Origin of the sequence: Calidithermus chliarophilus DSM 9957 (assembly GCF_000430045.1) — a bacterium.
Lineage (GTDB): Bacteria > Deinococcota > Deinococci > Deinococcales > Thermaceae > Calidithermus > Calidithermus chliarophilus.
Window position 1 is genome coordinate 89,781 of the sequence record NZ_KE387028.1, and the last position, 13,494, is coordinate 103,274.

The 13,494-nt window shown below is 73.0% G+C and carries 15 protein-coding genes; 5 read left to right on the top strand and 10 right to left on the bottom strand.

Translation table 11 applies throughout. From position 1 onward, the window contains the following. From MEICH_RS26505 to MEICH_RS0121935, 4 genes are all read left to right on the top strand, one after another. A partial coding sequence (locus tag MEICH_RS26505; protein WP_051304432.1) for an ATP-dependent DNA helicase occupies positions 1–1,587 on the top strand: 1,587 nt, incomplete at its 5' end. 10 nt (positions 1,588–1,597) lie between these two features. After that, on the top strand, positions 1,598–2,119 hold the full coding sequence (locus tag MEICH_RS0121925) for a hypothetical protein (protein ID WP_027894388.1): 522 nt from the start codon (positions 1,598–1,600) through the stop codon (positions 2,117–2,119). 110 nt (positions 2,120–2,229) lie between these two features. Continuing rightward, a complete protein-coding gene (locus MEICH_RS0121930) occupies positions 2,230–3,150 on the top strand; it encodes a recombination directionality factor (protein WP_027894389.1) in 921 nt (306 codons plus the stop codon). 53 nt (positions 3,151–3,203) lie between these two features. Continuing rightward, positions 3,204–3,953, top strand: a complete 750-nt coding sequence (locus MEICH_RS0121935; RefSeq protein WP_027894390.1) for an EAL domain-containing protein — start codon at positions 3,204–3,206, stop codon at positions 3,951–3,953. Between the two features lie 61 nt (positions 3,954–4,014). On the opposite strand, the gene MEICH_RS0121940 is transcribed toward MEICH_RS0121935, so the two are convergent. The 3 genes from MEICH_RS0121940 to MEICH_RS0121950 all read right to left on the bottom strand — a co-directional run bounded on the left by MEICH_RS0121940 (position 4,015) and on the right by MEICH_RS0121950 (position 5,875). Continuing rightward, positions 4,015–4,554, bottom strand: a complete 540-nt coding sequence (locus tag MEICH_RS0121940; protein WP_157202972.1) for a hypothetical protein — start codon at positions 4,552–4,554, stop codon at positions 4,015–4,017. Continuing rightward, entirely contained in the window at positions 4,545–4,991 is a 447-nt protein-coding gene (locus MEICH_RS0121945; protein ID WP_157202973.1) for a hypothetical protein, read from the bottom strand. The genes MEICH_RS0121940 and MEICH_RS0121945 overlap by 10 nt, the downstream gene beginning before the upstream one ends. A 92-nt stretch (positions 4,992–5,083) precedes the next feature. Then, positions 5,084–5,875, bottom strand: a complete 792-nt coding sequence (locus MEICH_RS0121950) for a hypothetical protein (protein ID WP_027894393.1) — start codon at positions 5,873–5,875, stop codon at positions 5,084–5,086. A gap of 304 nt (positions 5,876–6,179) precedes the next feature. Between MEICH_RS0121950 and MEICH_RS0121955 the strand changes: the two genes are divergently transcribed. Beyond that, positions 6,180–6,695 carry a hypothetical protein gene (locus tag MEICH_RS0121955; protein ID WP_027894394.1) on the top strand — a complete coding sequence of 172 codons (516 nt, stop codon included), beginning with the start codon at positions 6,180–6,182 and terminating at the stop codon, positions 6,693–6,695. A 75-nt stretch (positions 6,696–6,770) separates the two neighbouring features. Here the strand turns inward: MEICH_RS0121955 and MEICH_RS29765 are convergent, their stop codons facing one another. The 7 genes from MEICH_RS29765 to MEICH_RS0121990 all read right to left on the bottom strand — a co-directional run bounded on the left by MEICH_RS29765 (position 6,771) and on the right by MEICH_RS0121990 (position 13,413). Further along, entirely contained in the window at positions 6,771–7,697 is a 927-nt protein-coding gene (locus tag MEICH_RS29765; RefSeq protein WP_027894395.1) for a ParB/RepB/Spo0J family partition protein, read from the bottom strand. Continuing rightward, complete coding sequence (locus tag MEICH_RS0121965; protein ID WP_027894396.1) at positions 7,694–8,338, bottom strand: ParA family protein; 645 nt, start codon at positions 8,336–8,338, stop codon at positions 7,694–7,696. The genes MEICH_RS29765 and MEICH_RS0121965 overlap by 4 nt, the downstream gene beginning before the upstream one ends. Positions 8,339–8,401: 63 nt before the next feature. Beyond that, positions 8,402–9,571 carry a hypothetical protein gene (locus MEICH_RS26510; protein WP_051304433.1) on the bottom strand — a complete coding sequence of 390 codons (1,170 nt, stop codon included), beginning with the start codon at positions 9,569–9,571 and terminating at the stop codon, positions 8,402–8,404. After that, positions 9,571–9,942 (bottom strand): hypothetical protein, encoded by a 372-nt coding sequence (locus tag MEICH_RS0121975; RefSeq protein WP_027894397.1) that lies wholly within the window; start codon positions 9,940–9,942, stop codon positions 9,571–9,573. The genes MEICH_RS26510 and MEICH_RS0121975 overlap by 1 nt, the downstream gene beginning before the upstream one ends. Before the next feature lie 8 nt (positions 9,943–9,950). Beyond that, a complete protein-coding gene (locus tag MEICH_RS0121980; RefSeq protein ID WP_027894398.1) occupies positions 9,951–10,514 on the bottom strand; it encodes a phospholipase D-like domain-containing protein in 564 nt (187 codons plus the stop codon). After that, positions 10,511–12,916 carry a type IV secretory system conjugative DNA transfer family protein gene (locus MEICH_RS0121985; protein WP_027894399.1) on the bottom strand — a complete coding sequence of 802 codons (2,406 nt, stop codon included), beginning with the start codon at positions 12,914–12,916 and terminating at the stop codon, positions 10,511–10,513. Before MEICH_RS0121985 ends, MEICH_RS0121980 begins: the two co-directional genes overlap by 4 nt. Next, a complete protein-coding gene (locus MEICH_RS0121990) occupies positions 12,913–13,413 on the bottom strand; it encodes a lytic transglycosylase domain-containing protein (protein ID WP_051304434.1) in 501 nt (166 codons plus the stop codon). Before MEICH_RS0121990 ends, MEICH_RS0121985 begins: the two co-directional genes overlap by 4 nt. Positions 13,414–13,494: the final 81 nt, after the last annotated feature.

Consider the following 13,494-nt stretch of genomic DNA (forward strand, 5'->3'; position numbering starts at 1 on the left):
GTCGCCCTGGGCCTCCCCCCCGAGCGCGCCCGCGAGCTCGACCTGGACCCCGAGGCCGTCCGGGCCAACCCCTACCTGGGCCTGCTCGAGGGGCTCTCCCTGGGCGAGGCCCACACCCTCGCCGCACGGCTGGGGCTGCAGGCGCTCTACCCCCAGGGGGCGCTCCTGGCCCACCTGCTGGGGCAGGGCCGGCTGGGCCACACCTTCGTCCCCGCGCCCGGGCCGCTGGGCGCGGTGGAGCAGGGGCTGTGGCGCCCCCTGGGCGCGCGGGCGAACGACGGGCCCGTCGTGCGGTTCGAGGGCGGCTGGCTAGGGCTGGAGCGGTGGGTGCGCGCCGAGGAGGAGATCCTGCGGGCCTTCCGGCGGGGCCCGGCCGCCCCCGGTGTGAGCGTGCTGCGGCTCGCCCCGCCCCCCGGCTACCCGCTCACCGCCGAGCAGCGCCAGGTGCTCGCGCTGCTCGAGCGCGGCAGCGGGCTGCTGACCGGGGGGCCGGGTACCGGCAAGAGCCACACCTGCGCGGCGGTGGTGGCGGCCTGTGAGCAGGCCCGACTGGAGGTGCTGCTGCTGGCGCCCACCGGCAAGGCCGCGGTGCGCCTGGCCGAGCTGACCGGCTGCCAGGCCCACACCATCCACGCCCGGCTCGGCTGGGACGGGCGCGGCTTCCGCCACGGCCCCCTCGACCCTCTGCCGGCCGACGTGGTGCTCGTCGACGAGGCGGCGATGGCCGACGTGGAGGTGCTGCGGGCCCTGCTGGCGGCGCTGTCCCCGCGCACCCGGGTGCTGCTGGTCGGCGACGCCGACCAGTTGCCGCCGGTGGGGCCCGGGGCGCCGTTCCAGGACCTGCTGCGGCTGGGGCTGCCCCAGGTGCGCCTGACCCGGCTGCAGCGCCGGGCCCAGGACCACCCCGTCACGCTGGCCTCCTACGCGGTCCGCGAGGGCCGGCTGCCGCCGCCGCTCGAGCAGCCGGGGCTGCACTGGCGGCTGGACCTGGGGGAGGAGGCCACCCTGGAGGCGATCGTGGCCGAGGTCGAGCGGGTCTGGCGCCGCACCGGCCGGCGGCCGCAGGTGCTCGTCCCGCTCTACCGCGGCGTGCTGGGGATCGACAACCTCAACCGCGCGCTCAAGGAGCGCCTCAACCCCGCCCCTGACCCCGTCGCCAGGGGCGTGCTGCGGTTGCAGGGGCTGTGCGTGAGCCCGGGCGACCCGCTGGTGCAGACCCGCAACGACTACGCGCTGGGCCTGGCCAACGGTCAGCTGATGGAGGTCGAGCACCTCGACGAGCGCAGCCTTCTGGTGCGCCTCGACGACGGCCACCGCCTCCGCGTCCCCCGCCGCGCCGCGCGCTGGCTGCGCCACGCCTACGCCCTCAGCGTCCACCGGGCCCAGGGCAGCCAGTGGCCCTGCGTGATGCTGGCGCTGGCCGCCGGGCACGGGGAGTTCCCCAACCGCGAGCTGCTCTACACCGCGCTCACCCGCGCCCAGGACTCGGCCTGGCTCTTCGGCGACTCCGGGGCCTACCGCGCTGCCCTGGAGCGCCGCGCTGGCCTGCGCCAGACCTGGTTATCCCGGCTATCCCGAGGGGCATAGAATGCACGTCGTGACCACCGATCTGCTGTACACGCTCTCGCAGCAGGGCCTATGGGCGGGCGACTCACGCGCCCGCCTCGAGGAGGCCATCCTGCTGGCGCTCGCCGCGCGCGACTACGAGAGCGCCCGCACCCTGCTGCTGGCCCTCGAGCACCTCAAGCCCCGCCGCCGCTTCGGGGTGGCGGCCGCGCTGGAGGCCGTGGGGATGGGCCTGCCCTTCCGGGAGGCGCTGGAGGTGGCGCTGCAGGAGGCGCGGCGCTACCTCGGCGGCCGCAGCTACCGCCGCTTCGCCTCCCGCCGCTTCCGCAAACCCCTGGAGGCATACCTGCAGGGCCTGGAGGGCCGCGTCGCCGCCGAGCAGCTGGCCAAGAGCCGCAAGTCCCTGAGCAAACTCACCACCGCCGAGATTCACATGGCCGAGCGGGTGCTGCTGCGCGCCCAGCGGCGCTGGAAGAGCCCCGAGACCGTCTACCAAGCCTTCGACGCCTTCCTGGTCGCCGTGCAGCTGGCCCACCGCCCCGCCAAGGCCTAGAGCCGTTCCGAGAGCCGTTCGTCCGGCGCGGGGTCGGGGCCGGGGCGACCGGGCAGTGTGGCCGCCCTGCCGAGAGTGAGGTATACTATCTCTTGATAGGAGGTATCGAAATGCCGATCGTCGGACTGTCGGAACGCAACAGGCTGGCCCGCACGGGCCAATTCAAGATCGGGGAGCGCACCGAGCGGGGCTTCCCCCGGGCGCTGGACCACTTCCGCATCGTGGGCGGCGCGGAGGCGGTGGAGGCGGTGTACGGCCCCAAGCCCAAGGCGGTCACGGTGTACCTGCCCCTCGACCTCGGCCCTGAGGTCTGGGACCCCTACTACAAGCGCTACGGCGCTTCGGGTCTGCAGTGCAAGGGCGACGGGCTGGTGGGTCGCGAGGTCGGGCCCGACGGCGGGCTCAAGGAGCGCGACTGCGCCCTTCGCGGCTGCCCCTTCGCCCAGCCCACCGTCAAGAACGGCAAGGAACAGCCCCCGCTGTGCAAGCCGGTGGGGATCCTCGCCTTCCAGGTCGTCGGGGTGCCGGGGGCGGGGGTTTATCAGATCGCGGTCAAGGGCCTTTCGGCCATCGCGCGGGTCGACTCCTACCTGCGGGCGCTGGAGGCGGCGGCGGGCGGCAGCCTGAAGGGGGTGCCCTTCGTGCTCAAGGTCGAGCAGGCCAAGGGCAAGGACGGCTTCCCCACCAGCCGCATCCTGGTGGCCGACGCCCCCGAGACCGCCGCGGTGCTGCAGGGCGCGCCCCGCTACCCCCGCACCGCGCCCGTCGAGCGGGTGCGCGGCTACGCGGTGCTCAGCGAGCGGGGGGAGCTCATCGCCACCCCCGAGGTGCGCGTAGAGGAGGACCTGAAGGCGCGCGCGGCGCTGGCCGAGCGGCTGCACGCGGCGCTCGAGGAGGGGCTCATCCCCGCCGAGCACGTCCAGCGCTACCGCGAGATGGTGGCGGCGGTGGGCAACATGAGCGAGGCGGAGGCCGCCGAGAAGCTGGAGCGGCTCGAGGCCTGGCTGCAGAACCAGGGAAAGGCGGCATAGACCGTGCCGCACGGGGGGGCTAAGCCCCCCCTCTTCTTGTGATCCCATATCCCATGCGCGAGACCGAGGACCTCTCCCCTTCCGTGGCGGTCGCCGCCCCCCTCCCCGGCCCGCCCCTGCCGGGCCTGTGGCTGCAGTTCCAGCCGGTGGTCTGGCTCGAGAGCCAGGAGCAGGAGCCGTACTTCCTCGAGGCCCTGCTGCGCCTGGGTGCCCACGCCCCCGCCCAGGCGCTGGCGAGGTACCGCGAGCGCGGCGAGCTGCACCGCCTGACCCTGGCCGTGCTGGAAGGGGCGCTGGCCGAGGGCGCACGGCGGGGCCGGGCGGTGTCGGTCAACCTCTCCCCCGCCCAGCTCGGCCACCCCAGGCTGCGGGCCGACCTGCGGGCGCTGCTGCGGGCGGCCGGGGCCGGCGAGGGGGCGCTGGTGGTCGAGGTCACCGAGGAGGCCCTCCAGCCCGGCGGGCGGCCCCTCGAGAGGACGTTGGCCGGGCTGCGCGAGCTGGGCGTGCGGGTCTACCTCGACGACTTCGGCAGCGGCCACTCCAGCCTCGAGCGCCTGGCCTGGCTGCCCCTCGACGGGGTCAAGCTGCCCCGGGGCTTCCTGAGGCCGCCCGCGGCGACGCGGCACCGGGTGGCGGCGGTGCTGCGGGGCCTGGTGCGGATGATGGAGGAGCTGGGCCTGCCGCTGGTGGCCGAGGGGATCGAGCGCCCCGAGCAGGCCGCCTTCGTGCGCGAGCTGGGCGTGCGGCTGGGCCAAGGCTTCCTCTTCGGCGCGAGCCCCGAGGCTCCGGCCGCGGCGCCATGAGGTCGTCCGACACGGCGGGGGCGGGAATCCTACCCGCCCCCGCGCCACGCCGTGCTGTGCCTCAAGCGGCCGCCCCCGCGCCGCGCGCGGCCAGCCGGCCGGCCAGCAGCGCCACCCCCAGCGCGTCGAGCACGTGGGGGTTGTCCAGCCATCGCCTCGAGCCCCGCACCCACTGTCCGACCTCCCGCCGCACGTCGCGGCGCGTGGCGTAGCACAGCCCGGTGAGCCGGACGGGCCAGGGGCCCTCGCTGAACAGGCGCTCGCGGGCGCAGGTGCGCACCCCGGGGAAGGCGAAGGCCGCCCCGGCGTGCCGCAGGGCCAGCTCCAGCAGGGCCTCACCCTGCGCGCGGGTGGCCTGCAGCCGCCCGCGCTCCGCCGGGGACGCCCGCACCAGCTCCCCGATGACCTCCACCCCGACCACGCCGCCGGCGACGAGGCGGGACAGATCCTCGAGGCCGATCTGGTAGGCGTGCTGGCGCGGAGCCCCCGGCGGGCGCACCAGGCCCCACGAGCGCAGGCGGAAGGACTCGCCCTCGGGCTCGAGGACCACCAGCGTGGCGCCCAGGGGGTCGGGGTCGAGGCCGACGACGCTCACAGCCACGCCACCCACCCCCCCTCCTTCGTGCACAACGCCGGGACCAGCACCTCGACCCGCCCCGGCCCCTCGAGCGAGAAGCCGCCGGGCCCCTCGTCGCACTCGTAGCGCAGCACCGCGCCGGGCCGGAGGAAGTGGCTGAGGAAGCGGGCGAAGGCCCCGGGGTTAAGGTTGCGCCCCAGGGCGTCCTCGAGGAAGTTCACCCCGGTGTACGGCGGTACGCCGTCCCGAGAGGGGATCGTCCGCGCCCCGTCCTCCCCTACCCCCAGCACTCCCAACGGCTCGTCCAGCAAGAACGTGGTATCGCCCGCCTCGGGGGCCGCCAGCAGCAGGTCCTCCCCCAGCGTGCTCTTGCGGGCGGCCTCGATCAGCAGGTCGAGCGTGCCGCGGCGCTCGGGGATCGTCTGCACGTGGATGAGGTGGTGCTGGTAGCCCATTCCCATTGGTTACCTCCTATCAATAGAAATTCTACCATTACTGAGCGGGCGGGGAGACAGTCCCCGCCCGCTCCTTTCGGGCTGTGGCTGGCGCGGCGCTAGGTCGCCAGGGCGTCGGCAAGGGCCTGGCCGTAGGCTTCTTCGAAGCTCAGCCAGAAATCGTCGGCGAACATGTCCTGGATGATGACCCCCTTGCGCCCCAGCCCGGAAGCCGGAGGGTGGTAGCGCAGCCGGCGCTTCGGCGTGGCCAGGTAGCGAGGGCACACGGAGAAGGCCCCACGCGGGGGCAGTGCCAGCAGGCGCTCGAGCTCTTGCGGCTCCAGCGCCTGGAAGACCAGCCGGTCGACCCACCAGCGACCCAGCGTCGTGTACCAGCGACCGTCCCCGGCCGAGCGATACCAGCGCCTGAGGCCCGACTGGTCCGCCTCGTCCTCGAGCTCGCACAGCGGGCGGGGGCGGTTGCACCACAGCTCCTCCACGAAGTCTTCGCGGTGCAGCCAGGCCTCGGCCGGATCGATGAGCGCGTACTCCACGGAATACGGCCCCCAGTACAGGCTCAAGCGCACCCGCAGGTCCGCTCGGTTTTCGGCCCCCGTCGGCGACCACCGCCACGCAAGGAGGAACGCAGCGTGCTCGTCGTTCGCACTCCCCAGGCCCAGCCAGCCCCAGGGGAAGTGCCTCCCCCGGAACTGCCCCACCTGCCAGAAGCCTCTCACGCAGCCATAGAAGCGCATGTGCGCCAGGTCTTCCTCCGATACTGACAGCGAGAGCCCCCGATGCCGCTGCTGCGCGAGGAAGTCGTTGGCCACCTTCACCACCTGTGGCAGCGAGAGTTCAAACTTCCGTGCGAGTTGTGGCGAGAAATCGTACTCCCGCACGATCTGTGGCATTTCATCTCACCTCCTATCAGCCCTAAATATAACACCGCCCGGTCAGTCCTCGGACGGCCCGTCGAGCGGGCGCTTGCGGGCCACGGGCGCGATCGCGCCGGGGTGGCCGGCCTCCTGGGCGCAGCTCCAGGGCCACACCCCCCAGGAGGCCGGCCATCCCCACCACCGCCTGCAGGCGTGCTCGCCGGTCGGGAACCTCCTCGGAGCGGTACTGTGGGCTTTCTACAAACGTTTTTGTAATGGGCATGGTCTTCTCCTATCAATTATTAGTATATTGATCTTCGATAGGAGGTTGAGGTTGGCGATGGAGACCCTGTTCCAGATCGTTCCCATCCCCCAAAAGCGGGTCTGGCACGGCATGATCCTGGGTGAAAGCCGGGTGGCGCCGTTCGACAGCGGCCTGCCCCACCGCGAGTGGTTCGCCGAGTTCCGCCGGGCGCTGGGGGTGGGGGAGATGCCGGTCTACGACGAGGCCTGCCGGGCGGTGCGCCAGCCCAGCGGGGCGCTGCGGGTCACGCTGCAGGGCCACGAGAGGGACGGCCACTGGTACTGGCTGCCGCGCGCGCGCTGCTGGCTGTTCCTCGACGCCCCGGAGCAGGACCTGCTGCCCCTGCAGTGGGATCTGGCCCTCGAGGGCCTGCAGGAGGGCGGGTTCCGCCTGACCGCCCCGCCGCTGGCGGGTTTGGGTGTGGGCTTCGAGATCCTGGCCGGGGGCGACAGCCGGGCGGTGGTGCTCGGCCGCTGCCCCTGCCCGCCCCACGACGGCCTGCGCGAGCAGCTCCAGGAGTTCTTGCTCGTCGAGCGTCTGCGGACGCTCTGACGCTCCGACGCTCTGACCAGGCACAGTCGCACGAAGGCAGGGGGGCTCTAGCCCCCCTGCCGCTCCTTTGCGGGGTCAATCCTCCTCGAGGGCCGCCAGGAGCCGCTCGAGCAGCGCATCCACCTCCCGCTGCTTCTGGGGGCTCAGGGTGACCTTCCGCAGGCGGCGGCCGGCCAGCGCCAGCCGCGCCGCCAGGTCGGCCTTGGGCCCGGCGGCGGGCGCCGCGGCGAGCTGGCGGGCGCGTTCCTTGATCTGCACCAGCGTGAGGCCCTGCTCCAGCGCCTCCCGCAGCAGCCGCGCGCGCGCGTCGGGGTTCTTCACCCGGGCGACGGCGGTGGCCTTGGTGTACTCCAGCCTCCCCTGCTCGAGCACCTCCAGAATCTCCGGCGGCAGCCCCAAAAGCGGCAGTCGGTGCGACACGAAGGAGGCGAGGGAGATCCGTCCCAGCGATGAAAAAACCTCAAAAATTATACTCGATTCATTTTCTCCCACAGCGTTGTGGGAAACCTTGCCGCGCTCGGCCTCGCGCAGCGTGCCGAGCAGCGGCACGACCTCCGACTCCGCCAGCCCGAGCCGCAGGCCGAGCAGCCGCAGCACCCCGCGGGTCTCCTCCACCGGGTTGAGGTCCTCGCGCTGCAGGTTCTCCACCAGGTTGATCTCCGCCGCCTGCTGGTCGCTCAGCTCGCGCACGACCACCGGGACCTCCGCCAGCCCCGCCAGCCGCGCCGCGCGCAGCCGCCGCTCCCCGTGCACGAGCTCGAAGCCCCCCTCCGCCGGGCGCACCAGCAGGGGCTGGACCATCCCGTGCAGGCGCAGCGACTGGGCCAGCTCCTCCAGCGCGGCGGGGTCGAAGAAGCGGCGGGCCTGGAAGGGCGACAGGCGGATGGCCTCGAGCGGCACCGAACGGTCGGCGGAGAGGCCCGGCTCGACCGCGGCCTTGCGCTGGGCCAGCTTCATGGCCTCCCGCAGGCTGGAGGTGTTGGGGTTGGGCTTGGCGCTCACGCGAGCACCTCGCGGACTTCCTGGGCGAGCGCCTCGACCTCCCGGGCCGCCGCCCGCCAGTTCCAGCCCCGGTAGAACTGCACCGGGACGCCCAGCTCGGCCGCCCCCACGAACGCGGTGGAGCTGGTCCACTCGGTGGCGAACACCGGGATCTCCTCCTGGGTCATGGCCTCGCGCACCCTCAGCGGCATGCCCGAGCCCGTGACCACCCGGTTGATCAGCACCCCGTAGAGCAGGCCGGGGTTGCGGCGCATGGCCCGGCGAACGCTCACCGCGGTGGCCTCGACCATGCTCATGAGGTCGATGACCGAGGGCGTCACCGGGATGATGGCCAAGTCGGCGGCGACCAGCGCCGCCTCCATCAGCGGAGATCCCAGCGCGGGCGGCCCGTCGATCACCACCCAGCGGTAGCCGTCGAGCTCCCGCAGGCGCTCGATCTGCCCCGGGTCGGTGACCGCCCGGAACTCCGCCGGGTAGGGCTTGTTCTCCGGGGCCCGCATGACCCAGCCCACCGCCGAGGCCTGCGGGTCGGCGTCGACCAGCAGCGTGGGACCGTCCTGGGCGAGCTCCGCCGCCAGGTTGACCGCGGCCGTGGTCTTGCCCACCCCGCCCTTTTGGTTAACGATCGAGATGACGCTCAAGCTATACCCCCTATCATCACGCCTATCATAGGGGGCACACGCCGCGGGGGGACAACCCTCCGGCTACGCCGCGCGCCCCGCGGCCCCCTCCCAGGCCTGCAGGGCCCGCTCGAGCGCCTCCAGCGCGTCCGGCTCCCCCAGCGCCCAGCGTGCCGCGTGCTGGAGCACGAAGAACTCCAGCACCATCCCCTCCACCAGCACGCCGGGCAGCTCCCCGTCGCGCGCGGCCTGCACCAGGCGGCGGTAGCGCTCGAAGTCCCGGGGTGGGGCCGGGGCCGCCCCAGCCCCCAGCAGCACCGGCTCGGGCTGCTCGCCACGCAGCATCGCGTCCACCGCCGCCGCCAGGTCCGGGTAGACCGCGAAGCGCCCCTTGCCCCGCACTTCCAGGGCCATCCCGAACACCGGCCGCCCCCGCCGGCGGCGGCTGTCGGGGTCCGGGCGGCCGATCAGGGGCCACAGCACCGGGTTCTCCAGCACGTCGCGCAGCACCCGGCCGTGCACCGTGACGATGCCCTTGATCCCCCGCTTGCCGATGGTCTCCACCACCGCCACATCCTCGGGGAAGCCCACCTCGTCACCTACGATGACCTGCGGGCCGTGGTTGGCCAGGGCCTCGAGGTAGGTGCGCGCCAGCATGGCCGGGAAGGTCTCCCCCGCCGCGTAGTCGGGCATGGGCACCTGCAGCCGCCGCGCCGCCCCCAGCACCGGGTGGGGCACCAGCCCCTCCCCGCCGATCTCGTTGGAGGTGTCGACCACCACCACCTTGGGGCCGAGGTCTGCGGCCAGCTGGCGCACCACGTCGCGCAGGAAGGTGGTCTTGCCCACCCCCGGCGGGCCGATCACCAGCACCCCGTCGGCCCGGCGCACGAAGGGCATCACCGCGTCGGCCACCCCCTCGACCACCCGCGCCAGGCGGATGGTCAGCCCGGCCAGGGTGCGGTAGCGGTCGCGGATGGCGCTGATGCGGTGCAGGGTGCCGCCGATGCCCGCGCGGCCGTCCTCACGGAACTCCACCCCGTAGCGGCTGGAGAGCTTGGCCTGGATGTTGGCGAGGTCGTCGGGGCCGAAGTGCTGCGAGCCGTAGCGCGGAGGCGGCGCGCCGCACCAGTAGCCGGGAAGCCGTCCCACGTCGAGGGCGATCTCCTCGAGCTCGTCCTTGTAGGCGCGGGCCTCGGCCGCGACCCACTCCGGCAGCACCTCGAGGATGCGCTCGAGCTGGTCGATGGGCCTCATCAGGGCCGGGCGTCCTCTTGGTGCGCGGGCCTCCCGCCGCCGGAGGCGGCGGCGTCCCGAAGGGGATCGTTCGCCCGGTGCAGGGCCGCAGGCTGTCCTGACAGGGGATCGTCCGGTCGGTGCACAGAGCTTGCTCTGTCCCGAAGGGGGTCGTCCGATCGGTGCACGGGCGCGGCCCGTCCCGACAGGGGATCGTCCTCCGGCACGGTGGCCTTGCGGAGCTTGATCAGCTCGCTGGCGATGATCGCCAGCAGGATGGTCGACAGGCCCTGCACCACCCGGTCGCTCAGGATCCAGGCCAGGCCGAAGAACATCGCGCTGTAGTAGGTCAGGGCGAACAGCTTGGATTGCACGCGGCGTAGAATCTCCATCTTTCCTCCTATATCCGGCAGCGCAGCACCAGCTCCCCGGCGGCCAGGTAGGCCGTCGGGCGGCAGCGCCCCGCCTTCTCCCAGGTGCGGTTGAAGCGGTCGACCTCCACCGCCAGCCTCACGTAGTCCCGGGTCAGCGCGGTGGGCCGGGGGTCGAAGGCGTCCCCCGCCACCAGCGGCCCCTCCACCAGAACCCGCGAGTCCAGCAGTAGCAGGGGCGCGGTGCGCACCGCCTGCACCACCCGCACGAACAGCGGGCGCTCGGGGGCTAAGAAGGCCAGCGCCGCCCCGTAGCTGGAGGGCTCGTTGACCTGGGACGCCTCCAGGAGCACCAGCACCTGCACCCCCCGCTGCACCGCGGCGCGGTGCAGGGCCTGGGCGACGGGCGGGCTGTAGAGCCCCGGCGCCACGTACACCACCTGGCGCTGGGCCTGGTCGATGAGCGCGGCCACCTGCTCCACGCTGGCCACCGCCTCCGTGCCCGGCTGCCGGGCCAGCGCCACGCCCAGCAGCAGCGCCAGCAGCGCCAGCAGCGCCAGCAGCGCCAGCAGCGCCTGCGGGCGGCCCCTCACGCGCCTTCCCCCTCCTCCTGGGCCCACCCCCCGGCGGGGGCCTCGGCCGTGGAGCGGTAGCTGACGTACGCCTCCGCCTCCCACAGGGCGAGGTTGTGTCGCCCCCAGGGGCACTTGGCGGGCACCAGGTAGTGCAGGCCGCGGCGGTAGCGCACGAAGCCGTAACGCTGCAGCGCGGCGAGCTGCTCCGCGGGCAGCGGCACCAGGGTCAGCGCCTGGCTGAGGATGAAGCGGCTCACCCGGCCGGGGCGGCCCTCGGCCTGCACCGGGATCTTCTCCTGGGCCACCCGCCGCATCCAGTCCTCGAAGACCCGCTGCGCCTCGGCGGGGGAGAGGTCATGGGGACGATCCCCTTCGGGACGGGCTGACGCCCGTACACCAGCCGGACGATCCCCTGTCAGGACAGCCTGCGGCTGTGCACCAAGGGGTAGCCCCCCTTCGGGGGCGGGCAAGCCCGCCGCGCCAGACGCCCCCTCCGCCGGGGCCCCGGAGGGCGCGGCGGCAGCGGCCTGCGGCAGGGGGGCGGGCTCTTCCGCCGCGCCCTCGAGGAAGCGCCGCGCCTCGCGGATCCAGCGCTCGCCGATGCCCCGCTGCAGGTGGGCGTTCCTCCAGGCCAGCATCGCCCGGTGCACCCAGGCGACGGGGTTGCCCTCGGACTCCGGGCGCTCAATGGGGTAGCTGCGCAGCCGGATGGGCGGGAAGCCGCGCACCACGGCGATCAGCTCGCCCAGCTCCATGCGCTGCAGCTCGTCGATGTTGATGAGGGCGGTGGTCTTCTCCTCCGCGCTCACCGAGCGCACGACCTTCTTGCGGAACTCGTCGGGCACCTGGCTCTCGCCCACCCGGTACTGCTCGATGGACACCTCGCCGAGCACCTCCGACCAGTACGCGGCGTCGTTCTGGGTGAAGGAGCCGGGCAGGATGATGGTGGTGCCGATGTTGTTGTCCACCGTGGCGGCCCAGCCGATCTCGCCGTAGATGTTCATGGCCTGGCTGCGGTTCTGCAGCGCCATGTGCAGGCTGATGTTGCGGCTGCGCAGGGTGGCCAGGTCGTCGTTGAGGTTGGGCAGGAAGCCGAAGAGGGCGAACTCGTCGTAGTAGTAGTTGATGTGGATGGGCAGCGGCTTGCCCAGCCGCTCGGCCAGGGACAGCATGCGCCCGTCGAGGTAGCGCTTGAAGAACCGCAGGATGGCCCGCCCCGACGACCCCCGGATGTACGACTCCGGCAGCACCAGGTGGATCATGCCCGGGGTGAGGAGCACCTGGTCCAAGTCCACCTCCCGCTCCCCCGGGGAGAAGGTCTCCACGGCCGAGTCCAGGCGGAAGATCGTGAGGTCCTCGACCAGGCGGTTGATCGCCCCGCTGAAGACCTTCTTGTCGGTCTCGAGGGTGGAGCGGATCTCGTCGGCGGCGGCCCGGCGCCCGGCGAACCACTGGCGCAGCGACTCCATGCCCAGGTTGGCCACGTTGTAGACCTCGCGGAAGTTCCGCAGCTCGCGCGGGCCCAGCGCCAGGCCGTGGATGATGCCCGCCAGTAGCAGGCGGGCGTTGGCGGTGTAGACCTTGGCCCCGGGGTCCTCGCCGGCCTCGAGGTCGGGCGGGTAGATCAGCCGGGCGATGTCGAGGGCATGGTCGTAGCCTTTCACCTCGGCCAGCACCGGGATCTGGATGCCGTTGCCCCGCTCGAAGGGGTTGATGATCACCACCTGGCGTCCGAAAGCGCGGAAGTAGTCGCGCATGTCTACGTAAGAGTCGTTGGGGTTGGGGTACTTGGTGTCCAGCACCACCGAGATATTGCCCTCGGCGGCGTCGAGGGCGATGCGCGGGCGGAAGCTGCCCACCGTCTTGCCGCCGCCGGTGCCGGCGTAGGTGATCGAGTGCACGTCGTTGATGCGCTTGGTGGGGCGCAGGAAGTGGCGCTTCTTGGGGGTCTGGGGGTCGGTCCACACCCCCAGGTAGCCGGTGAGGGTCGCCGGGGTCATCCCCTTGAGCGCCGCGTCAACGATCTGCTCGGGGCGGCGGCGCTCGACGAGGGGGGCGATGTCGTGCTCGTTGGCCCAGCGCTGGGTGAGGGTCTTGCGCGGCTGGAGTTTGCGCCGCTTGAGGATAGGAGAGAGCCCCACCACCAGCGCCACGAACGCCAGGGTGATCTCGGCGTTGCCCAGCGTGCCGCGCTGCAACGCCTGGGCGCAGGCGGGGTGGTTGAGGCAGCGCCAGTAAAACGCCGCCGGGGCCTCCGCCTTAAGGTAGGCGCCCCAGCCCGCCAGCTCCAGCCGCGCCCGGTTGGCCTCCATCTGCCGGAAGGTGACCCAGCCCAGCGCGCCCAGGCACGCCAGGGCCCACGCCACCCCCAGCAGCCGCCGCCGGGGGCTCAGCCGCGAGAAGACCACCGCCCCGCTCACGCGCCCCCCCTGCGCTTGAGCCAGCCGTAGATATAGAGCACGTCCCGCACGTACCGGCGGGTCTCGGGGAAGGGGGGAATGCCCCCGTACTTGCGCACCGCGGTCGGCCCGGCGTTGTAGGCCGCCAGGGCCCGCGGCCAGTCGCCGAAGGCCTCCCACAACGAGCGCAGGTAGCGGGCCGCGCCCCACAGGTTCCAGTCGGGGTTGTGCAGCCGGTCCGGCGGGATGCCCAGCCCCCGCGCGGTGGCCGGCATCAGCTGCCCCAGCCCCCGCGCGCCGTCGGGCGAGACGGCCTGCACGCAGTAGCGGCTCTCCACCCACACCAGCGCCCCCAGCAGCTCGGGCTCGAGGGCCTGGGCCCGGGCGTAACGCTCGGTCTTGGCCCACAGCTCCCCGGGGATGCGCCCGCAGGCCCAGGCCTGCGGGGCCAGCAGCGCCAGGCCCGCCCCGAGCCCGAGCCCCAGACGCAGCAGTGCGCAGCGCAACGACCACACCATCAGCGCCGAGTCTACGCTATGCCAAAGGCCGATAGGATTTAATCATGAGAGCGGCGGCGGGTGAACCCGCCGCCGGCCTTA